Source organism: Streptomyces sp. NPDC031100, assembly GCF_055570785.1.
This window is the reverse complement of record NZ_JBVIGN010000015.1, coordinates 78,934-102,653: the sequence shown is the minus strand read 5'-3', so window position 1 is coordinate 102,653 and position 23,720 is coordinate 78,934. Positions and strand designations below refer to the sequence as shown.

General features: G+C 69.2%; 20 protein-coding genes and 4 pseudogenes. 18 read left to right on the top strand and 6 right to left on the bottom strand.

Features of this window, described 5'->3' with window-relative positions; all coding sequences use genetic code 11:
* The first annotated feature begins 416 nt into the window (after positions 1–416).
* Positions 417–1,148 carry a dienelactone hydrolase family protein gene (locus ACZ5DS_RS34470; protein WP_468246453.1) on the top strand — a complete coding sequence of 244 codons (732 nt, stop codon included), beginning with the start codon at positions 417–419 and terminating at the stop codon, positions 1,146–1,148.
* A gap of 103 nt (positions 1,149–1,251) precedes the next feature.
* Positions 1,252–2,212: pseudogene (locus ACZ5DS_RS34465) on the top strand (transposase).
* A gap of 7 nt (positions 2,213–2,219) precedes the next feature.
* On the opposite strand, the gene ACZ5DS_RS34460 reads toward ACZ5DS_RS34465, so the two are convergent.
* From ACZ5DS_RS34460 to ACZ5DS_RS34450, 3 genes are all read right to left on the bottom strand, one after another.
* Entirely contained in the window at positions 2,220–3,533 is a 1,314-nt protein-coding gene (locus ACZ5DS_RS34460; protein ID WP_468246451.1) for an MFS transporter, read from the bottom strand.
* The gene (locus tag ACZ5DS_RS34455) at positions 3,530–4,186 is read right to left on the bottom strand and encodes a winged helix-turn-helix domain-containing protein (protein ID WP_468246448.1); all 657 of its coding nucleotides are present in this window, start codon (positions 4,184–4,186) and stop codon (positions 3,530–3,532) included. The genes ACZ5DS_RS34460 and ACZ5DS_RS34455 overlap by 4 nt, the downstream gene beginning before the upstream one ends.
* A gap of 323 nt (positions 4,187–4,509) precedes the next feature.
* Positions 4,510–5,517: a TetR/AcrR family transcriptional regulator gene (locus ACZ5DS_RS34450; protein WP_468246446.1), complete on the bottom strand. Its 1,008-nt coding sequence runs from the start codon at positions 5,515–5,517 to the stop codon at positions 4,510–4,512.
* A 123-nt stretch (positions 5,518–5,640) separates the two neighbouring features.
* Between ACZ5DS_RS34450 and ACZ5DS_RS34445 the strand changes: the two genes are divergently transcribed.
* Both ACZ5DS_RS34445 and ACZ5DS_RS34440 read left to right on the top strand, forming a co-directional pair.
* Complete coding sequence (locus ACZ5DS_RS34445; protein WP_468246444.1) at positions 5,641–7,014, top strand: serine hydrolase domain-containing protein; 1,374 nt, start codon at positions 5,641–5,643, stop codon at positions 7,012–7,014.
* A 270-nt stretch (positions 7,015–7,284) separates the two neighbouring features.
* On the top strand, positions 7,285–8,115 hold the full coding sequence (locus tag ACZ5DS_RS34440; RefSeq protein WP_468246716.1) for a transposase domain-containing protein: 831 nt from the start codon (positions 7,285–7,287) through the stop codon (positions 8,113–8,115).
* 624 nt (positions 8,116–8,739) lie between these two features.
* Here the strand turns inward: ACZ5DS_RS34440 and ACZ5DS_RS34435 are convergent.
* From ACZ5DS_RS34435 to ACZ5DS_RS34425, 3 genes and pseudogenes are all read right to left on the bottom strand, one after another.
* Positions 8,740–9,042 (bottom strand): annotated as a pseudogene (locus ACZ5DS_RS34435) (LysR family transcriptional regulator); the annotation flags it as partial.
* A 250-nt stretch (positions 9,043–9,292) separates the two neighbouring features.
* A pseudogene (locus tag ACZ5DS_RS34430) lies at positions 9,293–9,484 on the bottom strand (hypothetical protein); the annotation flags it as partial.
* Positions 9,485–9,817: 333 nt separating this feature from the next.
* The gene (locus ACZ5DS_RS34425; RefSeq protein ID WP_468246441.1) at positions 9,818–10,408 is read right to left on the bottom strand and encodes a TetR/AcrR family transcriptional regulator; all 591 of its coding nucleotides are present in this window, start codon (positions 10,406–10,408) and stop codon (positions 9,818–9,820) included.
* Positions 10,409–10,526: 118 nt separating this feature from the next.
* On the opposite strand from ACZ5DS_RS34425, the gene ACZ5DS_RS34420 reads away from it, so the two are divergent.
* The 14 genes and pseudogenes from ACZ5DS_RS34420 to ACZ5DS_RS34355 all read left to right on the top strand — a co-directional run bounded on the left by ACZ5DS_RS34420 (position 10,527) and on the right by ACZ5DS_RS34355 (position 23,677).
* On the top strand, positions 10,527–12,083 hold the full coding sequence (locus ACZ5DS_RS34420) for an FAD-dependent monooxygenase (protein WP_468246440.1): 1,557 nt from the start codon (positions 10,527–10,529) through the stop codon (positions 12,081–12,083).
* Positions 12,084–12,475: 392 nt separating this feature from the next.
* The gene (locus ACZ5DS_RS34415) at positions 12,476–13,135 is read left to right on the top strand and encodes a CatB-related O-acetyltransferase (protein ID WP_468246438.1); all 660 of its coding nucleotides are present in this window, start codon (positions 12,476–12,478) and stop codon (positions 13,133–13,135) included.
* A complete protein-coding gene (locus ACZ5DS_RS34410) occupies positions 13,132–14,031 on the top strand; it encodes a Vgb family protein (RefSeq protein ID WP_468246436.1) in 900 nt (299 codons plus the stop codon). The genes ACZ5DS_RS34415 and ACZ5DS_RS34410 overlap by 4 nt, the downstream gene beginning before the upstream one ends.
* 63 nt (positions 14,032–14,094) lie before the next feature.
* Positions 14,095–14,769: a hypothetical protein gene (locus tag ACZ5DS_RS34405; RefSeq protein WP_468246434.1), complete on the top strand. Its 675-nt coding sequence runs from the start codon at positions 14,095–14,097 to the stop codon at positions 14,767–14,769.
* A 17-nt stretch (positions 14,770–14,786) separates the two neighbouring features.
* The gene (locus tag ACZ5DS_RS34400; protein ID WP_468246715.1) at positions 14,787–16,061 is read left to right on the top strand and encodes an MFS transporter; all 1,275 of its coding nucleotides are present in this window, start codon (positions 14,787–14,789) and stop codon (positions 16,059–16,061) included.
* 356 nt (positions 16,062–16,417) lie between these two features.
* Complete coding sequence (locus tag ACZ5DS_RS34395; protein ID WP_468246432.1) at positions 16,418–16,825, top strand: helix-turn-helix domain-containing protein; 408 nt, start codon at positions 16,418–16,420, stop codon at positions 16,823–16,825.
* A 95-nt stretch (positions 16,826–16,920) separates the two neighbouring features.
* A complete protein-coding gene (locus tag ACZ5DS_RS34390) occupies positions 16,921–17,319 on the top strand; it encodes a transposase (protein WP_468246429.1) in 399 nt (132 codons plus the stop codon).
* A 219-nt stretch (positions 17,320–17,538) separates the two neighbouring features.
* Positions 17,539–17,811, top strand: a complete 273-nt coding sequence (locus ACZ5DS_RS34385; protein WP_468246427.1) for a VOC family protein — start codon at positions 17,539–17,541, stop codon at positions 17,809–17,811.
* Positions 17,812–18,029: 218 nt separating this feature from the next.
* Positions 18,030–18,347 (top strand): hypothetical protein, encoded by a 318-nt coding sequence (locus tag ACZ5DS_RS34380; protein ID WP_468246425.1) that lies wholly within the window; start codon positions 18,030–18,032, stop codon positions 18,345–18,347.
* A gap of 512 nt (positions 18,348–18,859) precedes the next feature.
* Entirely contained in the window at positions 18,860–19,132 is a 273-nt protein-coding gene (locus ACZ5DS_RS34375; protein WP_468246423.1) for a helix-turn-helix domain-containing protein, read from the top strand.
* The gene (locus ACZ5DS_RS34370) at positions 19,075–20,088 is read left to right on the top strand and encodes an AAA family ATPase (RefSeq protein WP_468246420.1); all 1,014 of its coding nucleotides are present in this window, start codon (positions 19,075–19,077) and stop codon (positions 20,086–20,088) included. The genes ACZ5DS_RS34375 and ACZ5DS_RS34370 overlap by 58 nt, the downstream gene beginning before the upstream one ends.
* A 113-nt stretch (positions 20,089–20,201) precedes the next feature.
* Positions 20,202–21,810: pseudogene (locus tag ACZ5DS_RS34365) on the top strand (Mu transposase C-terminal domain-containing protein).
* The gene (locus tag ACZ5DS_RS34360) at positions 21,807–22,550 is read left to right on the top strand and encodes an AAA family ATPase (RefSeq protein WP_468246418.1); all 744 of its coding nucleotides are present in this window, start codon (positions 21,807–21,809) and stop codon (positions 22,548–22,550) included. Before ACZ5DS_RS34365 ends, ACZ5DS_RS34360 begins: the two are co-directional and overlap by 4 nt.
* Before the next feature lie 29 nt (positions 22,551–22,579).
* On the top strand, positions 22,580–23,677 hold the full coding sequence (locus tag ACZ5DS_RS34355) for a hypothetical protein (protein WP_468246416.1): 1,098 nt from the start codon (positions 22,580–22,582) through the stop codon (positions 23,675–23,677).
* The last annotated feature ends 43 nt before the right edge of the window (positions 23,678–23,720 follow it).

The following is a 23,720-nucleotide window of genomic DNA, read 5'->3' as shown; positions in this document are numbered from 1 at the left end:
GCAAGGTGGATGTAGCGAGCGCCGCACACGGCACTTCCCACGTCATCCGCCGGACGCTGGTCGGAGGTGTCGACGGAGGGATCGGAGCGTTCCCGCCCCCCCCCCCCCCCCCGCCGGCACCGTAGCGACGGTTCATGGACCGGGCGCCCCAGCAGCGCAGCAGATGCGTGCCGTGCGCGGTCTTCGGACTACGCGGCTGCTCCCGCGGCTTCTCCTTCTAGTGCCGTATCAACCAACGTTCGCCCTGTCGGCATCCCGTCCGGACCAGGGCGAAGTCCTTCGTGATAGATTCTTGCCGCCGTGTACTGCTGCGAACTAAGGAGGTGAGACCGATCAACGCTTTGACAGGTCGGGCCTTCCTCCCTCGCATGGCCTAGGGAGTGCCCGCAGAGGCATCCCGAAAGGCATGAATCGCTATGCGCTTCATCTCTGAGACGTCGTCCGACGGCGTCCGCGAACAGCTCTTTACCCTCGGCGATGTTCCCGGCGTTCTGTGGACGCCGGAAGGTGCCCTCGACACTCGTCCGCTTGTCTTGATGGGGCACGGTGGCGGTCAGCACAAGAAGGCCCCTGACATCCTGGCCCGTGCACGCCGTTTCGTGGCTGACTGCGGTTTCGCTGCCGTGGCGGTTGACGTGCCCGCCCATGGCGACCGGCCGAAGGTCGAGGAATACGACCGTATCGCGACCGAGAACCAGGCTCGTATCGAGGCCGGTGCAGAGCTGGCTCCGCTGATCGCCGGTTTCCAGGCGCTCGTAGCCCGTCAGACCGTGCCGGAGTGGCGGGCGGTCCTGGACGCAGTCCAACGGCTCGAGTACGTCGGTGCCGGTCCGGTGGGCTACTGGGGGGTATCGTTGGGGTGCGGACTCGGCGTTCCGTTCGTCGCTGCCGAACCCCGGGTCCGCGCGGCGGTATTGGGCTTGGGCGGGGCGCTGGCATCGGCCGAGGCCGCCGCGCGGATCACCGTCCCAGTGGAGTTCTTGGTGCAGTGGGACGACGAACGGGTGCCGCGAGTCCAGAGCCTGGCTCTGTTCGATGCCTTGGCTTCGGCCGAGAAGACGCTGCATGCCAACCCTGGCAAGCACGGGGAGAGCCCGGCATTCGAGCTGGAGAGCACGCTGAGATTCTTCGCCCGGCACCTCGGCTAATCCCTCGCCGCCTGCGGTCCGCGACGCGCCGGTCAAGTCCCGTTACTGACCGGCGCGTTCACGGAGACTGGGCGGCATGGCCTACAGGGTTCAGGTTCGATAGATCGACGATACCGAGGGGCAGCACCTGCTGCGGATCATCCGCAGAGGCACCGGATCAGTGGTGACCTGGCGGCGAGCCCAGATGGTGCTGCTGTCCGCCCAGGGCATGCCGGTGGCGAAGATCGCCGAGGTGACCTTCACCAGCGCGGACCGGATCCGGGATGTGATCCACAACTTCAACGCCGACGGCTTCGACTCCCTGTATCCGAAGCACAAGGGCGGCGGCCCAAGACCTTCACCTTGCCCGAGCGGCGTGAGATCAAGAAGATCGCGAAGTCTAAGCCGACCGAACACGACCTGCCCTTTTCGACCCCGACTACGCGGCCAAAGAGGGCCGCGTCGAACACCTCTACGCGATCGTCGACGGCGAGGTCATACCCGAGGGGACGAGCCCGAAGTCGTTTTCTGCGTGGACGAGTTCGGACCTCTCAGCCTGATGCCCCACCGGGCAGGCAGTGGGCCGAGCGCGCCGGCACAAGGACCCCGACCGCGAACCACGCCGCAGGCGGCGGGCGACCTACAATCACTACGGCGGAGTACGGCACCTGTTCGCCGCACTGGACCTGGCCAAGGACAAGCTCTCCGGCCACATCAAGCCGGTCAAGAAGCGCACCCAGTTCCTGGAGTTCTGCCGTTACCTGCGCACCCTCTACCCACCCCGGGTCCGCATCGCGATCGTCTGTGACAACTTCTCCCCGCACCTGACCACGAAGAAGTGCCGGCGGGTTGGCACCTGGGCGGCAGTGAACAATGTCGAGATCGCCTACACCCCGACCAACAGCTCCTGGCTCAACCGCATAGAAGCCCAGTTCACCGCCCTGCGCTACTTCACTCTCGACGGCACCGACCACGCCGGCCACAAGGATCAGCGCAGCATGATCCGCCGCTACATCATCTGGCGAAACCGCCACGCCGATGGCCGCCGTCTACGCACCGTCGTCGACAGGGCGAACGTTGCTTGAGGCGGCACTAGCCGGACGAGGGCGAGGATGCGGACGCCGATGCCGATGGTGCGCCGTGTGCTGGCTCAGGCGGAGTGTCGGTCAACTCGCGGATACGTGGGACCGGCGAAGGCAGCACCCAGACCAGGCACAGCACGGCCCCGGCCGTTGCGATCCACAGTGTCGGGCGTAGCCCGATAGTCGTGCCGAGGGCTCCTCCCGCGAGCGCGCCCAGCGGGCGCACGCCGTGGGTGAGGGTGCGGTAGGCCCCGTTGACGCGGGCGCGTAGGGCGTGGGGGATGAGGGCCGTTTGAAGTGAGCCCAGCGAGATGTCGGCGATCATCGCGCCCACGCATGAACCGAATTCGGCGAGGAAGAGGAGGCTGAGGACGAGCGCGTCGGGGCCGTCCGCGAGGGGCACGAGCAGCAGCGGGACTGGGAAGGCCACGAAGCCGACGACGACGGCGGGCCCGATGCCGACGCGGCGCACGAGACGGCCAGTGAGGGCGGCACCGACCAGCCCGCCGATCGCACCGACTCCGAGGACCGACCCCAGCACGCCTGCGCTCAGGCCGAGTTCGGTGGTGGCGTAGAGCACGAAGAGCGTGTGAAAAATGAAATTGAAGAACTGAACCGTGGTGGATCCGGCGAACGTGGCGCGCATTACGCGCGAGCGGAGGATCCACCACAGGCCTGCGGTGAAGTGTCCTTTCGCGGGTGGCACGGCCGGCGGTTCGACGGGGATTATGCGGGCCAGACAGCAGGCGGAGGTCAGATAGGTCACCGCGTCAGCGAGGAGCGCGAGCGGCGCGGTGAACAACTGGACGAGGAGACCGCCGGCGCTGGGACCCGCGACGAAGGACATGGCCCGGCTTCCGTTGACGAGGGAGTTGCCCTCGATGTAGCGCTCGGCGGGGATGAGCGAGACGAACAGGATGGTGTTGCAGACGTCGAAGAGGACGGTCAGTGCGCCGATCCCCAAGGCGACCGCGTAGAGCTGCGTGAAGGTGAGCGCGTCCAGGGCGTAGGCGATGGGAACCGACGCGATGAGCAGGGCCCGCGCGAGGTCCGTGGCGATCATGACGCGACGGCGGTGTGCTCTGCTGTCGGCCCAGGCGCCTGCGGGAAGAGAGAGCAGCATGGCGGGCATGAGCTGGGCCGTGGCGAGCCAGCCCATCTGGGCGGCGTCGGCGTGGAGGGCGAGGACGGCGACGAGTGGGAGGGCGATCTGGGATATCTGGTCGCCGACGAGGGAGATGCTCTGGCCGGTCCAGTAACGGCGGAAAAAGCGCTTGCGCAGGAGGTAGGGGACGGGCGCGGATAAGCGGCTCGAGGCCGTCATCGCGGGCCGCCCGTGCTGTCCGGAGCGATGGAAGTCTCCTCGTTGCCTGCGTGCCGTTGCGGCAAGGGAAAGGCGGCCCGGATGATCTGGACGAGGCGTACGCCCTGGGGGCGGGCGACCGGGTCGCCCTGCCGGTCCTCGTAGGGGTGCAGCAGACGGTCGAGTTTCTCGCCGAGCTCAGCGAGCTCCTCCGCCGTCAGGTAGAGCACCTGGTCGCCGATGTGCTCGGCCTCCTGCCACTCGCGTGGCAGATCGTGGCGCTCTTCGATGGCGCGGGTCATCAGCTCGAAGTAGTGTTCGACGACCGCAGTTTCCAGTGCCCTGCTGGCCTCCGTGACGGCAGGGTCTTCGGCGTAGTTGGGCCACTGAGTGAAGCGCGCTTTGGCCCGCCAGGGTTTCTCGCGGCCCTGACCGCCCGGTGCGACCTCGACCAGCCCGTACTTGGCGAGCATTCGCAGGTGGTACGAGCAACTAGCGACGGATTCGCCTGTGAGCTCAGCCGCACGGGTCGCGGTGAAGGGGCCTTCGGTACGGAGCAGGCCGACGAGGCGCATGCGGGTGGGATGGGCATAGGCGCGCAGAGCGCGGGGGTCGGTGAGCCGGGTCGTGCGGGCCGGGGCTCCCGTTGGCTCGTCCTTCTGACTGTTCGACACGTTGCAAAGGTATCTTTAGAAAGATTTCTTTACAACCGGCCATGTCGCCCTCGCGTCGGCACTGTGGTCTCACGTGGCCTGCTTTTGGTGCTTGAGGAGCGTGTCCGGCGGTCTGCGAGAGCTGGATCAACGTCGGTCGATGCGAGTGACCGGGTCATGGTGGCTTGAGGCTTGAGAGAGGCGTTGGTTCTCAAGTGTGAGGAAGAACCTGCTGTGCGAGGACGTTGATGGAGGACCGGAGGTCGGGCAACTCGCGCGTGTGCTCCTGGCGAAGCTTGCGTTCGGCCGTCTTCAGGGACTGGACTTCCTGCCGGAGGGCCCAGTCAGCCGCCCGCAGCCCCCGCGCCGGCGCCAGCACCCCGCGCGCCACCAGCGCCCCGCAGACCCCGGCGCAGCGCCGCAAGCTTCTCGAAGCACGGCCGCGGCTTCACCAGTTGCTCGTGGATGAGGGCCACGGCAGCATCCAGAAAGGCGACATCCGGACATGTCAAGTGGTGGTTCGGTGGTGAGCCCCGAAGGGTCAGTGGGATGGCCTTGGGGGCTTGGGGTGGGATGCCGGGGTTTGCCGCCGGGGGCGCGGGCTGTTCTGGGTTGGGCTGTTGTGGTCTTCTTGCTTCGGTGGCCTGGTGGTGGTCGTGTTTGGTGTGTGCGGTAGGGGCTGGGTGGCGCGGGTTGTTATCCGCTGGTGGTAAGTGGGTTTGCGGGGCCGTCGAGGTTGGTTCGCAGGCGGAATTCGAAGCTGTTGTCGGGTGCGGTGGCGTAGTGGGTGGCGCCGATCCGCTTGTGCAGGCGGGGGAGTTCCATGGCGGTCTGGGTGCTCTGGGCGATGGTGTCGGCAAGCTGTTGTTCGGGTTGTCGCGGCTGTGGTTCAGCCGGCGGGTGAGTGAGAGGTGTGCGGCGGGTCCGAGGGTGCTGCCGAGGACGAAGGCGAACACGGTGGCGGTGGCCCGGTCTGCCTCGGTGCCGGCGAGTCCGGCCTGTTCGTGGAGGGCGAGGCTGTTTTCGTCCAGGCGGGCCTTGCCGCGGCCGTACGGCAGGTGGCTGCCGAAGGCCTGGCCGTGCCAGGGGTGCCGGGTGAGCATGGCGTGCATGCCGGTGGCCGTGGCGGTGGCGGCCTCCCGCCACCCGGTGGTGCCGGGTTCGGGCAGCTCGACCTCTGCCCAGACCGCGTCCGCGGCCCGGCGGACCAGCTCGTCCTTGGTCTTGATGTGCCAGTAGATGGCCGTGGCGGCCGAGCCGAGCCGTGTGCCCAGGCTGCGCATGTTGAGGCCGTCGAGGCCCTCCTCGTCCAGCAGTTCGATCGCGGCGCGGACGATCCGGTCGGCGGTCATGGTCTGTCGTGGCATGGCGCCAGCTTGGTTGAACTTAGTGCAGGAAGCCTCTTGTGTTCAGTTCACCGGGCCGCATATGGTCTTCTTGTACTTAGTTCAAGTGCCTGCAGGGGGGAACCGACCATGTCGCAGAAGCAGCTGTCCGAGTTCGTCGCGGCGAGGGCCGAGGAGTTCGGCATCCCGGGTGTCGCCGTCGGAGTGCTGGTGGACGGTCAGGAGATCTTCGTGTCCCATGGCGTGACCAGCATCGACCATCCGCTGCCGGTGGACGAGTGCACGCTGTTCCACCTCGGCTCGGTCACCAAGACCTTCACGGCGACCGCGCTGATGCGCCTGGTCGCACAGGGCAGGGTCGATCTGGACGTGCCGGTGCGCCGGTACGTGCCCGAGCTCAGGCTCGTCGACGAGCGGGCGGCCGAGCGGATCACGGTGCTGAACCTGCTCAACCACACCGCCGGACTGGACTGGAATCTGATCGACCCCGGCGACGAGGGCGGCACGCTGGCCGGCTTCGTCGCAAAGCTCGCCGAGCTCCCGCTCATCGCCCCGCCCGGAGCCCGGGCCTCGTACAGCCAGGCGGGCTACAACCTGGTCGGGCGGATCATCGAGAACGTCACCGGCCAGAGCTACGAACAGGCTGTCGCCACGATGCTGCTGGAGCCGATCGGGCTGTCGAACACCTTCTTCGACCTGGACGAGGTGATGGTCCGCAAGTTCGCCGTGGGCTACAACCGCGACGAGGACGGGGCCCTGCGGGCGGCCCGGCCGTGGAAGTCGCAGCGGGCCGGTGCGCGCGGCAACAATCCCGGCGGCGGCATCGTGTCCTCGGTGAGCGACCTGCTGGTCTGGGCCCGCTTCCAGCTCGGCGGCGGGGCCGGTGTGCTGCCTGCCGGGACGCTGCACGGGATGCGGGAGTGGACGGTCGAGCTGCGCGGCAGCTCGCTCGGCGACGGCTTCGGCATCGGCTGGTTCCTGCGCGAGGTGGACGGTGTCCGCACGATCGGCCACGGCGGCTCGGGCAACGGCCAGTTCGCCGACCTGGTCATCGTGCCCGAGCGGAACTTCGCCGTGGTCGCCCTTGCCGCAGGCCCGGACGGCTACGTCCTGACCCAGGCCGTCGCCCGCTGGGCCCTCGAACACTGCCTGGGGCTCGTCGAGCGCGACCCGGAGCCGGTCGCCCACGACGAGCAGCGGGCACGGGAGGTGGCCGGCCGCTACGAAAGCGACGTCATGAACCTCGACATCCTCAACGACGGCACCCGACTCACCCTGGCCGTCGGGATCAAGCCGGAGATCCGCGCCGCCTCGGACGTCGGCATGCCGGCCGACTACCCCGCCGCGACCATGGGTTTCCTCCCGGGCGACGGCGACGAGTACCTCATCACGGAGGGCGGGCTGAAGGGCCAGCGTGGCTTCTTTACCCGCGACTCCGCCGGCACTGTACTCGGCGTCGACCTCGGCGGCCGCCTCTTCGGCCGAGCTGTGGATGCCTGCTGAGCACACGGAAGCCCCGCAGCGCTCTCACGGCCCCGTCCGGGCGGCTCGCCTTGTCTGGCCTCAAATGGCTTGGCGGGATTGGTGATTGTCCCGGCGAGAGCAACGGAGCCTCCGGTAGGAGGGATGATCCGCCAGGATCAGTCCGTCTCTCCGAGGCTCCGTTGCGCTGCCCGTCTGCCACCGGCACGCTCACACGAACCCTGACCGTCGCCGCCGGGGTCTTCGCCCCAGGCCGTCTGGGCGAGTTGACCCAAGTACCTCCCGTTCGAACTGGTCGACGCCGTCCTGGCGGAGACCGGGACCGTCCAGCGCCGCTTACGAGCCCTGCCCTCGCGGGTGGGCGTGTACTTCGTGCTCGCCCTCGGGCTGTTCCCGCACCCGGGCTACGCCAAGATCTGGGACAAGCTCGTCGTCGGCCTGACCGGACTACCGGGGCCCACGCCGTCGCAGAAGGCGCTCCGCGATCTGCGTCGACGCCTCGGGGCAGCACCGATGATGGCCCTGTTCGAGATCGCGGCCGGGCCGCCGGCTCAGCCACGGACGCCAGGAGTGCGCTCCCGGCGCTGGCGCACCGTGGCCTTCGACGGGTGCAGCTCGATCACGGTGCCCGACGCCGAACGCAACCGTGGCCGGTTCGGCCGGCCCCGCAACCGGTACGGCTGGACCGGCTACCCGCTCCGGCGACTGATGGCGCTGGTGGAGACCGGAAGCCGCGGCCTGATCGGCGCCGAGTCCGGCCCCAGCTACGGCGAGAACCACTACGCCCAGCGCCTGCTGCACCTGCTCGACCCCGACATGCTCGTCATCGCCGGCCAAGGCTTCGGCGACGGCAAGCTCCTGGCGAAGGTCGCCGGCAGCGGCGCCAGTTCCTGGTCGCCTCACCTCCAACCGGCGTCCACCGACCGTGGGCCGGCTGCACGACGGCTCCCTTCTGGCCCGCTTCCCGGCTCATACGGCAAGGGAACTCGGCCGCAGGTGTTCGCCGTAGGGCGGGGCGCGACGCAGCCCGCCCTGGACCGGGCCGTGCAGGGTCAGCGAGCTGGGAGCCGGGTCCTGATTATTGCCCCCCCCCCCCGCGGCCGGGTACGGGAGGACCGGTAGCGCTCAGCTCCATGTCACCGGCAAGGACACCGTCGTGTTCGCCGTCGACATCCTGAAGGTCATCGGCGCCCGCGCCACCGTCCCCGGCGAGCAGCGATCGGTCTCCGGTGCCAATGACGTCGTGGCCTGCATAAACGCCGGGACGCGAGGACTGCTCGGCTGGGGTGTGCCGGGGAAGCAAGGAGGTGGCTGGTCAGCGAGTCATGGCTGGCGCGGTCGGGAACGGCGCAGTGACGTTCAGCTCGTCGCCCTGCTTCTTCGGTTCGTCACCGCGACCCGCAGCCGTTCCACTTGCTTCCCGTTGGATCCAGCGCGGCACTGCCGACCAGGTATGCGTCAAGCGTGTCAACGAGCGCACCGGCAAGGACGTCGGCGCTGAGCGCGGGCGCGTCGCGGATGCCGTCACGCACCCTCTATGGCTCAGCACTGCGATGCGCGTTCGTGGCCGCGTGGCTGAGGGCACGGATGAGCGGGCTCTCATCGGCGGTCCGCCAGACGAGAGCCCAACGTACCGGTGGCATGTCTCGGACGGGGATGAAGGCGTGGCCAGGCCAGGGATGGAAGAGGGCGGCGTCCTGTGCTGCGCCCACAGCGCCTTGTCCGGCGGTGACAAGACCGGGAATCTCATGCCAGGTGGAGGGGCTGCGGGCCGCGGGGGATCGGGCGGCCGGAGGGGGTGTGAAACGGTGGGAACGCGGCTTGCGTGGAAGGCGGGAGCCGTCCGGGCAGGAACGCGCAGTGGTCGCTGAGGTCCTGCACGCAGATTGGCTCACGTTGGGCACGGGGATGGCCGGCTGCCACCGTCACAAGGACGTCGCAGGCATGCACGGCGGGGCCGGCGGTCAGATCCGGCTCGTGGAGGGGAAGCCACAGCAGTGCCACGTCGGCGTCGTCCGAGCACGACAGATCCAGCGGTGCGGGTGTTTGGACTTCCCGGACGTAGCCTCACGTTCGGATGAGTGGATGCGAAGGGGTCGAGGATGGGCCTGATGGTGTGTGCCATCGGACCCATGGTTTTCAGCGTCGGCGTCCCTGACACGGCGCCTGCAGCGGCGCGCGCCTTCGCGATGCCCTCCGTGATCTGCCGATAGCCGACTGACAGGTCCTGCCGGAACTGCTCGCCCAGCGCCGTGAGCCGCACCGTGCGGCTGTTGCGCTCGAACGGCCGCCCGCCGACGCGGCGCTCGGTCGTGCGGATCGACTGACTGACCCGGGCCGTGGTGATGTGAAGTCGCTCGGCCGTCCGGCCGAAGTGTGTAGTTCCATGGCGAGCGCCAAGAAGATTTCGATGTCCCTGAGCTCCGTCACCCCTCCCTCGAACATAAACCTGTCGCTGAAAGCTGCGTTGCCGGATTCCTCGTTTCCGCACCCGGCTTCCGCCCGGCAGGATGATCCTCAACCCCTGATCAGGGGAAGCGAGGGGAAGTGGCCGTGATGTTATTCAGGACCGGACCGGACGTTGCGGCCACGTCGCGCTTCGCCGACAGAATGCGATTTTATGGAATGGGAATTTCATGGCGGACGTGATCGTGGCCGGCGGCGAACCGACCTGCTTCCGTGTTCACCGGCCGAGTTGCTTGTCGGCAAGTGCGGTGTCGCCCTGACCGGGCAGAGAGGCAGGGCGTCATGCATGCGACGCTGATGGGGGAGTGCAACTCTTCGCCGTAGGCGGACAGTTGAGCTCGTCACCGGCGGACGCCCTCTATCGCGCGGGCGGTCTGGGGCTCATACCGGCGAAGGCCGCTTGCAGGACGCGGTCGATGTAGTCGTGGGTGATCGGCTGCTGTGTGATGAGGAGCCTGTAGTACAGAGGGCCGGACAGCATGTCGAATGCCAGGTCGAGGTCGAAGTCGGGCGCGAGTTCGCCCTGGTCCTTGGCGGCTTTGAGGCGAGCCAGGGTGTCGGCGGTCTGCGGCTCGATGAAGCGCTGGTTGAGCGCGGCGGCGACTTGGGGATCGTGCTGCGCTTCGCCGATGAGGGCCTGGTACAGCGGACCCAGGGGGGGCCGGCCCAGCAGGTCGACAGCCTTGATCATCGTCTCGCGCAGGTCGGCCACGACGTCGCCGGTGTTGGAGTGGCTCAGACCTTCGGTGTTCAGGCTGAGGACCGCGTCGAGGAAGAGGAGGCCGCGGGAGGACCAGCGGCGGTAGACGGTGTGTTTGCCGACGCCGGCCCTGTTCGCGACCGCCTCGATGCTGAGCTTGGCGTAGCCGGCCTCCAGGGCCAGGTCGAGTGCTGCCCTCATGATCGCTTCGGTTCGGTGGTCGGTACGGCTGGGGCGACGATCGGTCATGCCACCACCCTAACGGCACGACACGTGCCGTATTGACAAGGGGTTGCGCGTTGATCACACTTCGAACGGCACGGCACGGCACGATCCGTGCCGTGCCGGTCTGCCTGCTTGATCAGCCATGGAAAGACTGCGAGAGAAGCGGATAGTGATGGACGCCGATGTGATCGTTGTGGGTGCCGGCCCGACCGGCCTGATGCTGGCGGGTGAACTGCGGTTGTCCGGTGTGCGACCGCTGGTCCTGGAGCGGCAGCCGCAGTGCCGGGACACCCCGAAGGCCGGTGGTCTCGGCGGGCAGATCCTGGAGCTGCTGCGCTATCGGGGCTTGCTGGAACGCTTCGAGGCGGCTTGCACCGACCCCGTCCCGGCTCCCCGGTTCCCGTTCGGCGGTGTGCATCTGGACTTCACCCAGCTGGCAGATCCGCCGATGCACGCCCTGCCGCTTCCGCAGCCGCGGCTGGAGCGGCTGCTCGAGGAACGCGTCGGTGAACTCGGTGCGGACGTCCGTCGAGGCCACGAGGTGGTCGGGGTCAGCCAGGACGATGCCGGGGTGATCGTGGACGTGCGCGGCCCGGACGGACCATCCCGGGTGGCCGCCCGCTACCTGGTGGGGTGCGACGGTGCGCGCAGCCGGATCCGTGACGGGGCCGGTATTCCGTTCCCCGGCACCGCCTACCCGGAGGTCAACCGACTGGCCCAGGTCACCTTGCCCGACACGGTGACCGTAGCCGGCAACGGCGATCTCAACGTGCCCGGCTTCGGCGTGATCCGCGCCGGTTTCACTCGGACCGACCAGGGATTGTTCGGAGTCGGCGCCTCCCCTAACTCCAAGGTTGTCTCCCTCTACACCATCGAGGACGAGAGCACCGAATACGACGACGACACATCCATGACCGTGAGCGAACTCCAGGACAGCGTTCGCCGCGTGCTCGGCGCGGACCTGCCCTTGGGAGAACCGATTCGGCTGTCGCGGTTCACCTTCAAAGCCCGGCAGGCCGAGCGCTACCGGGACGGGCGGATCCTGCTGGCCGGCGACGCGGCGCATCTGTTCCCCGCCACCGGTGTGGCACTCAACGCCGGCATGCTCGACGCGGTCAACCTGGCGTGGAAGCTGGCCGCCGACATCCGCGGCTGGGCACCGGCCGGTCTGCTCGACACCTACCACGACGAACGCCACCTCGCCGGTGCCCGCACCATGCTGCACACCCGAGCTCAGGTGGCACTGCGGCGCGGGCACGACCCGGCAGCCGAAGCGCTTCGCGAAGTCCTCCAGGAACTGCTCCTGGACGAGCAGCCGTTGCGCCGCATGGGAGCGCTTGTCGCCGGCACCGACATTCGTTACCCGATGCCCGGTTCCCGTCACCACGCGTTGGCCGGCGCCTTCGCACCCGACCTCACCCTGCACACCGACCTGGGCACAAGCAGCGTCGCCGAACTCATGCACACCGCACGGCCCATGTTTGTGGACCTCGCCGACCGTCCAGACCTGCGCAGGGTCGCTGACGAGTGGCGGCAACGCGTCGAGGTCCACACCGTCAAAACCGACGATCGGCCGGCCGACGCCCTCCTGATCCGTCCGGACGCCCACATCGCCTGGGCCGCGGCCATCGACGAACCAGTCGACGGCGCCGGACCCGCGCTGCGAGCAGCGCTCAGCGGGTGGTTCGGCACTCCCTGAGAACGACAGCCGCTCACCTGTGCCCGACGGCGCGACAAGGCGCCACCGCCGCGACGCGGCGGCTGCTGACCCGCACCCCGCCGACGATCACGCCGACCGCCTCGCCTACCAGCGGCGACAGGCTCCGCGAAGAATGCATTGGCCTGATTCTCGCCTTCGCCGGCACCTGTATCGAGGGCGAGGAGAAGCCGCTGCGCGCCGAGGTGTCGAAATCACCATGCCGCTGCGTGAAGAGCCTTGCGGTGAGCGGCTGTTCCAGATCAAGGACCCGAACGGAGTTGTCATCCAGTTCGCGGCGTGGACCCTCCCTTCCGCCCCTGCCTGACCGACCGCGCGAAGCCGCTCACGACCCCATCCCGATGGCCTAACGAGCCACAGATCCGAAGGAGCGCATGTTGTCGCCTGATCCCACCGTCGTTCACCCACTGCCGGCGCATGACCGGGTGGTGTTCCTCAAGCCACTGGTCACCTCGCCGAAGATCGTCGTGGGCGAGTACACCTACTACGACGACCCGGCCGGCGCGACCGGGTTCGAGCACCTCAACGTCCTGTACGCGTACGGTCCCGAGCGTCTGGTCATCGGCAGGTACTGCGCGATCGCCTCGGGAACCAGGTTCCTGATGGCGGGTGCCGAGCATCCGACGATGGGGGTGTCCACGTTCCCGTTCACCATGTTCGGCGGCCGCTGGACCGAGGAGACCCTGGATATCGTCACGGCCATGCCCAGCCGCGGTGACACGGTGATCGGCCATGATGTCTGGTTCGGTCACCAGGTGACCGTCATGCCCGGCGTACGCATCGGTGACGGCGCGATCATCGCGGCCGGCGCAGTGGTCACCGCCGACGTTCCGCCCTACACGATCGTCGGCGGCAACCCGGCCAGAGCGATCCGGCAACGGTTCAGCGACGCCGACGTCGAGCAACTGCTGCGCGCCGCCTGGTGGGACTGGCCCGTCGGCCTCGTCACCGAACACGCCCGCACCATCATGTCCGGAACCCCGGACGACGTCGCCCGCATCGCCGCCGAGCATGGTCTGGGGAAGCCCCTGTGACCCGGGTATCCATCGAAGAGCACTTGGTGGCCGACAGCGCGGCCGGACCCTACGCCCTCACGACGGGACCGGACGGCGCGTTGTGGTTCACCCTCGTCCACAGTGGGCGGATCGGCCGGCTCGTCCCCGGGGAGGAGCCGACGAGTTACCGGCTCGACCCCGCCTGCGGGCCGACCGTGATCACACCCGGCCCCGACGGCGCGCTGTGGTTCACCGAGTACCGGGCGGACCGGATCGGGCGGATCACCACCGACGGCGTCATCGACGAATTCGACGTGCCCACCTCCGGCTGCGGGCCGTTCGGCATCGCGGCGGGGCCCGACGGTGCGCTGTGGTTCACCGAGACCGCCGCCGACCGTATCGGCCGCATCACCGTCGACGGCCGCGTCACCGAGTTCCCGCTCCCCGTCACAGGCGCGTTCCCCTCGGCGATCACCGCCGGTGACGGTGACGGGATGTGGTTCACCCTCAACCAGGCAAACGCTCTCGGCCGGATCGGCATGGACGGTGCGGTCACCCTCCATCCCCTGCCGACGCAGGCGGCGGCGCCGGTGGGGATCGCCGCAGGCCGCGACGGCGCGCTGTGGTTCGTCGAGATCGCCGCCGGTCAGCTCGGACGGGTCACCCCCGACGGGCGGATCACCGAGTTCCCGCTGCCCGACCGCACCGCCCGACCGCACGCCGTCACCGTCGACAGCGACGGCACCGTGTGGTTCACCGAATGGGCAGGCAACCGCGTCGGCACGATCACCCCCGACGGCTCCCTCACCGTCCACGACCTGCCCACCCCCCACTCCGAACCGCACGGCATCGCCCTCGGTGTGGACGGTGCAGTGTGGACCGCGTTGGAGATCGGCGCGCTCGCCCGTATCGCCCCAGCGGACGGCACCACCTGACCAGGCCGGCCCCTCGCACGGCATCGGAAGGAACCGCCGTTGGGCGGCCGGAGAGGAACCTCCATGGAATACGAAGGCTGGATCGGCAGTGTCGCCGCGGCCGGGAAGCTGGTCGGTGGCGGCGTTCTGGAGAGCGAGCGCATCACTCCTGCGAGGGTGCGCAGAACGGCCGAAGGGACAACAGCGGTGATCGACGGGCCCGCGCAGGCCGGCGAGGAGACCCTCGGCGGTCGGCCGGATGGATCTTGGTGCTCGGCCCGCCGCGGGAGCGTCCGGGCGCGTGATGGGTCGGCTCGTTCCCGGTGGCCCCTTTTTACGGGCTCCGGCGGCGTGCTGACGGCCCGCACGACGGTGGAATCAACCGACACGGTCCAGCCGATGTCGTCATCGGCGTCGGTCGAGGCCACCGAGCAGCTACGCGTCGTCTCCCACCTCACTCGCCACCGGATCATGGCCGCGCGGGCGATCGTGCCCCCTGCTGCGGGCACGGGCGGCCCGGATGTGCTGATGCGGCATGCGGTGGCCGGCCTGGAGGCAGCTGCGGCGGATGGCGGGCGGCACGTACGGAGGGCGCATCTGCGGCTCACCGACGAGCTGTTCGCAGAGCTGGGGGTGCGGCTGCAGGCACTGGCGGTCGAGTACCGGGAGCTGTCCGATCCATCGCTGCCGGACGCATCTGTCACCTTCGCACTGTTGCGTCCGGCGCCGCGCGAGCAGGCCGAGGGAGGCTCCCAGTGACCAGGGACGGACAGAAGTTGCCGACCGGGTTCGGACGGCTGTGGAGCGCGCAGACGATCTCCTCGCTCGGTGACGGGGTGACGCAGGCCGCGCTGCCGCTGCTCGCGTTGACGCTGACCCGGAATCCGATGGCACTCGCCGTGGTCACGGCCGCCCAGACGCTGCCGTGGCTGCTCTTCGGGGTGCTCGGCGGTGTGCTGGTGGACCGCTGGGACCACCGGCGCACGATGTGGGTCGTGGACGCGGTGCGTGCGGTGCTGCTCGTGATACCGGCGGCGGCGGCCGCGCTCGACGTGCTGAGCATCGGGCTGCTCGCGGTCGTCGCCTTCCTGCTCGGCCTCGGCGGACTCTTCTTCGATACGGCCGCCACGGCCTATCTGCCGGATCTGGTTGGCCGCGCCCCCGCGCTCCTCGAGCGCGCCAACTCCCGCCTGCGCGGCACTCAGACCGCCGCGTCCGGCTTCGCAGGGCCACCCGCGGGCAGTGCCCTGCTCGCGCTCGGGCGAGCGATGCCGCTGCTCGCCGACGCGGTGTCGTTCGCGCTCTGCGCACTGCTCGTACGGTCGCTGCCTGCCCCACCCCGGCCCGTACCGCAGGCCCGCGAGTCGCTACTGCGGCAGGCGCGGGCCGGTGCCTCGTACGTCTTCCGGGACCGGTTGCTGCTCGGGCTCGCGCTCCGTCCGGCGGTCGGGAACATCGCCTTCCTCGCCGTGGAGACCGTCCTCGCCCTCTTCGCTCACGACCGTCTCGGCATCAGCACCTTCGGCTACGGCCTGCTCCTCACGGCGGACGCCACCGGCGGCCTGCTCGGCGCGGGCATCGCCTCCTTCATCGGCCGGCGACTCGGCACCGGCACCGCACTGACCTGCACGGCCGCAGTCGAAGGGCTTGCCATCCTGGGGCTTGCCTCCGCACCGGATCCCTACGTGGCCGGCCTGGCGTTCGCCGTCTGCGGAGCGGGCATGGGCGCCACGATGGTGCTCGGCCCCTCCCTGAGGCAGGCGATCGTCCCGGCCCACCTCATGGGCCGGGTCGCCTCCACCTCCCGCATGTTGGCCATGTGTGCCGCCCCCGTCGGGGCCTTCCTCGGCGGCTGGCTGGCCGGCACCTACGACATCCGCACCCCGCTCTACGCCGCCGCCGTCCTCCTCCTGGCGATGACGGCCGTCACGGCATCCATGACCAGCAACCGCCAGGTCGAAGCGGCGCTGCGTGCCGTCGCCCCGGCCGGCGGTCCAGATCACCCGGCATCCAAGGATCCCGCCGAGGAGAGTGCACCCGACGTGTTGTGACGCCTGCCGCGAAGGCGTCACCACACATCGGGCGCCAGGCCCCCGCGGGGCGCAACGAGTGGCCGGGTCGGTCGGGTGTGCTGGTGGTCAAACCTCTTCGTCCTCGGCGGCGTCCGGGTCCCGGGAGGGAGGGGCGCACGCCCTGGCCGGGGCCGCCGGCTTTGATGTTGAACAGGTAGCGGCCGACAAATGCCGGGCCCAGGTCGATCTTCAGCGGCTCGAATCCCACGACGGGCACTGGCACGCGGTGCAGCACAAGGACAGCGGGTGGACGAAGTACAGCGGGCGCTTACTGGAGTTGAACTCGCCGTGTCGTGGCCGCTGCCAGGTGATGATCTCTGCGGTGCGTCGTCTGCATGAGGGATGCGCAGGGTGGTGGGCTGGCGGATGAGCGGCGGGAGTTTCGCGAGGGGATCCGGTTGCTGGCGGCGGAGCGGTTCGCCGGCGGCGGTCCGAGTTCGTTGATCGTGAAGGATCTGCGGGTCGGGGTGAAGACGGTGATCGGGTGCCGGTTGCACATGAGCTACACCCTGCAAGGAGTGCGCAAGCTGCTGATCCGGCACGGGTTCTGCTGTCGGGTGCCGGCCAGACGGGCCATCGAGCGGGACGAGGAGGCGGTCTGCGGCTGGGTGAAGGAGACCTGGCCGCAGGTGGAAGCACCGCGGCGGTGCTCGACGCCTGGATCGTCTTGGCGGACGAGTCCGGCTTCTCGATGGCGCCGCCCACCTCCCGCACTTGGGCCCGCCGGGGCCGAACCCCGGTGATCCGGGGCTCGGGGACGTTCCCGTCGCCGCATCTCGATCGCTGCCCTGACCTGCTACAAGAGCGGTGAACGCTCCCGACTGATCTACCGGCCGCGGTGACGGCCGACGCGACGGGTAAGAGCTTCGCCTGGGGCGACTACCGCGACCTGCTCGTCGCCGCCCACCAGCAGCTCGGCGGCCCGATCGTGCTCGTCTGGGACAACCTCAACGTCCATCTTGCCGCCGGGATGCGGCAGTTCATCGCCGAGCGGGACTGGCTGACCGTCTGCCAGCTGCCCTCCTACGCACCCGAACTCAACCCGGTCGAGGGCATCTGGTCGCTGCTGCGGCGCGGATGGCTGTCCAACACCGTCTTCACCACCCCCGAGCACCTGATCCAGACCATCCGGCACGGCCTGAGAACGATCCGGTACCGCCCCGCCCTCATCGACGGATGCCTCACCGGAACAGGACTCTCCCTCACCCAGACGACTTCACGAGTTCAAGCTCAGTAACCACCCCGGGGCTCAAGCGCATACATGATGGCCACTAGGAGACATACAACACTCAGGCGACCCTTCAGGCCGAGTACCGCGGACGCTTCAGCGAACCCCACATCGCAGACACGCACAACACCGTGACCGACTGCTGAAGTCCGTCCCGTAACGGCCTGCCGGATTGATTAGGTAGGCCGTTTTCGGTTCCCTCCGCACAGATGAAAGTGAGACAGCGGCATGCACGTTCATTTTGAAGCCATAGACCCAGAGAAAATGATCAGGTTCTGGGGCAGCATCCCGGGTCATGGTGCATACAGCGTTGGCGAAGCGGAATCTCCGGCCGTGCTGCCGGTCGTCACCGTCTTTGCCGGAACGGTCGCCGAACAAGTTCAGACGCTGATTGCCAAAGGCGCCTCTTTGGTAGAACTCCACGATCCCGTGGAAGCCCTGATGACGGATCCGGAAGGCAACAGGTTCATGGTGGTGCTCGACTCCGATCACGAAGCATGACGTTCTCCAGCGTGGAGGCGGCGGGGTCAACAACAAGAAGGACCTGGTGGAGACGAAACTGCACACGGCGGTCTGCTCCAGGAAGGTCGTCCTCAAGGCCGCGCAGCAGGCGATCGTCACCGACTGGACCACCGCGCTCAGCCGGCTCGGTCTCGCCTGACACGCCGATCGGGTCTGCTGGCCCGGGCGGCCGAACCGCTCGGGCCGCAGTGCAGCCAGTGACCGCACAACCTGAGCACCACGACGTCGCACCGCCGACGCGTACGCTCGCCGAGCTGCGCGCCGCCCCGAAGGCGTGGGGCTTCCCCGGGGACGCCGACGACTTCGAGCGGGAGCTGGCGGACGTGGACCTGGACGATCTGACCCGGGTCCGCGAAATCACCCAGGCGTACCGGCACCGGGTCCTCTTGTGGTGTGGCTTCTACTGTAACGCTGCCGAGAAGATCATTCAGACCGTCCTCAGCCCGAGCGAGCAGGCCGCCATCGAATCCGTCCGCCGATTCCTCAAAGAGGACCCCGACTCCGACGGGGCTTGAGGGCTCCTCGACGCCGCCCCACGTTCCGAGTCGTACGTCATCGAATTGCTACGCGGCATCAGCGTCATCTCCGCTACAGCCAGGACCTGGACGCCGCGCTCATCCTGTGGCACATCGCCGGGCCCTGAACCACGCAACACCAAAGCGGCGTTCGACTGTCACGAAGATCACCGGCCGCACCCCTGGTGCGATGTGCTGGTTTGGTGTCGGTGGTTGATGTCAGTGACGGCGTGTCAGGTCGGGTTGTTTTTCGCTGTTGGCGGGTGTTGAGCATGGAGAAGTTGCGATCTCTCGGGTTGGTGTCGGTGGTGGTGAGAGTCGGTCGCGCTGGTCCAGGGGTGGGTATTACGGGGCTGGTCAGCGGCTGTTTACGGGTGGGCAGGCCGCTGTCATGAGGTGAGAGATTGATGGGTGGGATCGCTGTCGCGGGGCTTTATCGCATGGCAGCTGATGTTGTCTCAGGTTCGAGAGTTCTTATGCGCTGAGGTTGGCCCGGTCGGTGTGATCGTGGGGTGGATCAAGAGGTAAGGGCCGGTCGTGGGCCTGTGCTGCCCCGGGGGTTGGTGGTGCGTCGTCTGCTGGAGCGGCAGCAGGTGGGGGAGCTGGCCACGCGGCATGTGCGTGCGGTCGCTGAGACGGTGGGTGTTTCCGAGCGTACGGTGTGGCGCTGGCTGGAGCAGGCCAAGACGACCGGGCAGGTGGAGGCGCCGGTCCGGCAGGGTATGCGGTGTCGGACGAGGTGTGGGCGTTGCTGGGCGAGGTGGGAGGGAATGTCGCTGAGTTGAGACGCCGGCTGGCCGCGGCTGGCGGGGCGTCGGTGCCGTCGGCGTCGACGTTGCACCGGGTGATCCGCAGGGACCACCGGGCGGGGCGGGCTTTGCTGGTCGAGCGGGAGCCCGTGGTGGCTGGGTGGCGCCGGCCGGATCCGCTCAGTGAGCTGGGCCTGAGCGTGGTGGCCGGCCAAGGCGCTGGCGGGCAGGTGTTTCTGCGGGAGCAGAAGCATCTGGCGCAGGTTCCGGTTCTGGTGCCGGGCGCGCAGGTGGTGCACACGTCTGCTGTGCGGTCGGTGCTGCGGACGGTCGCGCACGCGGCCGCGGTGGGGGCGGTGGTGTGTTTGTACGGCGACGCTGGCCAGGGCAAGACCGTCGCGCTGCAGTACGCCTTGTCCCAGCTGCCGCACCCGGCCCGGCTCCGTCGGGTCCATGTCGGTGTGCATCCGACGGTTCCCGAGCTGCGTCGGGTGCTCGCGGATGCCCTTGAGCTGGGCAGGCGTCTGCCGCGCGGGGCGGGGGAGGCGGATCTGATGCTGGTGAACGCGCTACGGCAGCCTCGTGTGCTGGTCTTGGACGAGGCTCAGCGCCTTCCGGGGCCGGCGCTGGAGTTTCTGCGCGGGTTGTGGGACCACCCGGACACGGACACGGCACTCGTGCTGGCGAGTGCGGGCAGTGAACGGGCGCTGCGCCGGGTGCCTGCGCTGGCCTCTCGTGTGCTGACCTGGGAGCTGGTGCCGCGCCTTGGCCCGCGCGAGGTGGCCACCGTGATGGCGGCCTTCCACCCCCTGTGGGAGGACGTGAGCGAGGACGATGTCGCGTGGGTGGACGAGCATGTGGGGCATGGCAATTTCCGGACCTGGGCGAAGCTGACCTCGCACCTGACTGCTGAGTCCTATGGCAGGAGCCGGGCGGCGGTGGACCGCCGGCTGCTGGAGCGGGCCTGCGCGCGGCTCATGGGGCCGCTGTGACCGGCGCGGCCGGACTGGGAGAGGGCGCTTCCCGCTCCGGCGTGCACGGGGAGGGCGGGGGCGTGCGGGGAGGCCTGCCTCCTTCCTCCCTGTCGGCGCTGCGCGGCCCTGCCGTGCGCAGGCTGCTCGCCCTGCGACAGGAACAGAGGCTGACAACGCGGCATGTCCGACTGATGGCGGAGTCGTTGGAAGTAACCGAGCGCACGCTGTGGCGGTGGCTTGCAGCTGCCGAGCATGACGAGTCAGCGGCCACGGAGCCCGGGGCGCGGGCCCAGAGCAAAGACCGCTTCTCCTCACCCCCGAAGTGCGCCGCCTGCTGGCCTTGTGGAAGGGCAACGTCGCGGCGGTTCATCGTGAGCCGACCGCTCGAGCGGCCAAGGGCGAGGGGGATCCACCCCCGTCGATTCCGACGCTGCACCGGGCGATCCAGCGGGATCTCACGCCGGGGGAGCGGGCCGGACTCGCCGGTGCCGAGCGGGCCGCGCGCAAGCACGATGCGTTCCTGGCCCGGCCGCGGGGCTGGCGCAACCAAGTATGGGAGACCGACCACGTCCAGGCGCCGGTGCTGGTCGATGTCGACGGCAAGCCCCGCAGGCCGTGGATCACCTGGTTCACCCACTGCGCCACCAACGCGATCACCGGCGTCGCGGTCGCACCGGGAGACCCGTCGCGAGAGTCGGTGCTGGCCGCGCTGCGCTCCGCGGTCCTGCGCGAGGAACCCTACGGCCCCTTCGGGGCCTGCCCGAGAAGGCACGGGTGGACCGCAGCAAGGACTTCCTGTCCAGGACGGTGACCGCCGCGTTCGATCTGTTGGACGTGACGGTGGAGGACCTGCCCTCCTACACCCCCCACCTCAAGGGCACCGTGGGGGCCTGAACCGGGCGGTGGAGAGCATGTTCCTGGCCGCGCTGCCCGGCTATGCCCGCCAACCGCGCCCCGGCAAGCGGGCTTCCCGCCCGAAGGACGAGGTGCTGCTCGGCTTCGAGGATTTCACCGCCCGGCTGCTGGATTGGACGCTGTGGTGGAACACCGAGCACCGTCCCGCGCCGCTTGGGGGCAGGACCCCGCTTGAGGCGTGGCAGGACGATCCCACCCCGCTGCGGGACGTGCCGGCCGCGGATCTGTGGACGTTCACCGTGGAGGACGCCGGCACCCGCACGCTGACCACCCGCGGCATCCGTTTCAAGGAAACGCGACTACGTGGGGCCGTGGATGACCGGCCAGGCAGGTATCCAGGTCCGCATCCGCTTCATGCCCCACCACGACCACCGCATCGAGGTCTACCACGCGGCCACCGGCCGCTACCTCGGTCCCGCGGACATGGCCGACCGGGCAACCGACGAACAGATCAGCGCGGTACGGCGAGCACGGGCTGCCCGCACCCGCCGGCTGAAGAGGGACCTGGAGGCTTCCCAGCGCGAGCGCTACGCCGCCGCTACCCAGCCGGAGGCTCCGCGGCGGCTCGGCGCGCTGACCGCCGTGCAGGCCGAGGCCGAGCTCACCCAGGCCAGTGATACCGACCTGTCGAATCTGGCGCTGCCGGACCTCATCCCGCCCGCTGCGCCTCCGGCCGGGTGGCACACTCCTGCCTCCCTGGCCGCACTGACAACGCCAGGTCGGCCCGCCCCGGTCCTGCCCGGCCGTGATTCCACTCCAGCCCCCGACGGCCCGGGCGGGCGGGCCGCACGTCTCACAACTGACGAAGACGGAGATGCCTCGTGACCGCGGCCACCTACCAATACGTCGACCTGCCCGACGCCTCCGTGGTCACCACCCGCGCGCTGCTGGCGGCGCGGGAGAACATCACCGACACCGTCGCCGCCCGCGCCATGATGTGCATCCACGGCGGCGCCGGCTTCGGCAAGACACTCGCCGTCAACACCTGCCTGCGCGAGCTCGAACCCGGCGAGGACGTCCGCAAAATCACCTTCCGGGCCCGGCCCACCGCCCGCGCGGTGCGCTATGAACTGTTCACCGCGCTGGACCTGGCCGGTGAACCACCGCGCCACCCCAGCGAGTTCGACCGCCTGCTGAAGACCGCCCTTGCCGAACGCCCCCGCACCTTCCTTGTGGATGAGGCTCAGTGGCTCAACGGGGAGGCGTTCGAATACTTCCGCTACCTCTGGGACGAACCCTCAACCCAGCTCGCCATCATCTTCGTCGGCGGCGCGGGATGCCACACCGTGCTGCGCCGCGAACCGATGCTCTCCTCCCGCGTCTTCATCTGGCAGCAGTTCACCCGCCTCACACCCGACGAGGTCCTCGAGGTCATCCCGCTGTTCCACCCGGTCTGGGCCGACACCGACCCCCAGGACATCACCTTCGCCGACCAGCATGCCGCGCACGGCAACTTCCGCGCCTGGGCCCAGCTGACCGCCCACGCTCGTACCGCCCTGGGCCGTACGGGACGTGCCCGCGTCGACCAGGACCTGCTGCGCTGGGCCTTCAGCCGCCTCGCATGACCCCGATACCGCCCGCCCCGATCCCTGCCATGGGAGTGCCGACCGTCACGCTGGTCATGGACCCCCACGACGACGCGGCCCACACCCACGCCGCCCTGGGAGCCCACCATCCGCCATCGGGCCGGACCACCCCGCACCCCGGTCCCGGAACCACCAGCGACACCGCGCTCGCCCACGACCTCCTGGCCGCCTTGGGCAGACCGCCGCTGTTGCCGGGCCGCTTCCCCTCAGGCCGACAGCCCGCCTGGGAAGCCGCCACCGCATGGGTGACCGCCCAACCGGTCACTCGTCTGACCGTCCTGCGCGCCCACCGCCTGACTGCCTGCCGCGCCGAACGCCTCCTCCAACTGCGCGCCGGCACAGGCATTCACCTGACCCTGGTCTGCCACCGCCCTCGTCTCCCTGCCGCCCTGCACCAGGCCCTTCAAGCGGTCGACCACGCGGTCATTACCGACTTCGAGGCTGCCCAGCACCACTACGACGGCCCGCCTGCCCACGCGGACGACGTGGCCGATTCTGTCCGGCGGTCCCGCCGCTGGATCACTCTGCCCGCTCTGGACCGCCTCGTTTCCTACGACAGCCCCGCCTCCTGCCGGGCCTCTTGCGCACCGCTGCCGATTGTCTGGCGACACCGTTCACAGCCCGCATCTCTCACCGCGCACACTGCCCGGGAAGTTGCCGGCCGCCTGGCCGACTCGACCGCTCACCCCCGCCTGGCCGCAGCCCTGGCAGCCGCGCTTTTCACCGGCGCCTCCTTCCAGCAGCTCGCCACCGCCGGCCTCCGCGACTACGACGACGCCGCGGCCACGCTCGCCCTGCACGACCGAGCCCGCTACACCGACGGCTGCGCCGCCTACCCCGTACCCGGCTGGGCGCGCATTTTCATGCGGGCCGCGGCCTGCTTCGCCCGCCTCGTACTCGGCGACGATCAGGCACTGCTTGCCGCGCCCGGCGACCTTACGCATCTGCTGCGCCTAGCGGAAACGGCCATGCTGCGCCCGCCGCAACCTCCCGCCGCCAGGCCGGCCGACCGGGCCGACCGCATCGAGTGGGACTGGCGCGAACAGCAGGAAGCCAAAAGGTACGACGCAATGCTGGGTGTACCCGAGAAGCCCTCACGGGGCTGAACGGCCTCGTCGGCGGGATCGGCCACCTGCCTCGCGGATTCCC

What these genes read in the sequence shown, in the direction of transcription:
- ACZ5DS_RS34355 (WP_468246416.1), top strand. Translation starts at nt 22,580, where the DNA reads ATGGGAGTGCCGACCGTCACGCTGGTCATGGACCCCCACGACGACGCG.
- ACZ5DS_RS34395 (WP_468246432.1), top strand. Translation starts at nt 16,418, where the DNA reads ATGAGGGATGCGCAGGGTGGTGGGCTGGCGGATGAGCGGCGGGAGTTT.
- ACZ5DS_RS34425 (WP_468246441.1), bottom strand. Translation starts at nt 10,408, where the DNA reads ATGACCGATCGTCGCCCCAGCCGTACCGACCACCGAACCGAAGCGATC.
- ACZ5DS_RS34405 (WP_468246434.1), top strand. Translation starts at nt 14,095, where the DNA reads ATGGAATACGAAGGCTGGATCGGCAGTGTCGCCGCGGCCGGGAAGCTG.
- ACZ5DS_RS34450 (WP_468246446.1), bottom strand. Translation starts at nt 5,517, where the DNA reads ATGACCGCCGACCGGATCGTCCGCGCCGCGATCGAACTGCTGGACGAG.
- ACZ5DS_RS34385 (WP_468246427.1), top strand. Translation starts at nt 17,539, where the DNA reads ATGCACGTTCATTTTGAAGCCATAGACCCAGAGAAAATGATCAGGTTC.
- ACZ5DS_RS34420 (WP_468246440.1), top strand. Translation starts at nt 10,527, where the DNA reads ATGGAAAGACTGCGAGAGAAGCGGATAGTGATGGACGCCGATGTGATC.
- ACZ5DS_RS34460 (WP_468246451.1), bottom strand. Translation starts at nt 3,533, where the DNA reads ATGACGGCCTCGAGCCGCTTATCCGCGCCCGTCCCCTACCTCCTGCGC.
- ACZ5DS_RS34415 (WP_468246438.1), top strand. Translation starts at nt 12,476, where the DNA reads ATGTTGTCGCCTGATCCCACCGTCGTTCACCCACTGCCGGCGCATGAC.
- ACZ5DS_RS34445 (WP_468246444.1), top strand. Translation starts at nt 5,641, where the DNA reads ATGTCGCAGAAGCAGCTGTCCGAGTTCGTCGCGGCGAGGGCCGAGGAG.
- ACZ5DS_RS34470 (WP_468246453.1), top strand. Translation starts at nt 417, where the DNA reads ATGCGCTTCATCTCTGAGACGTCGTCCGACGGCGTCCGCGAACAGCTC.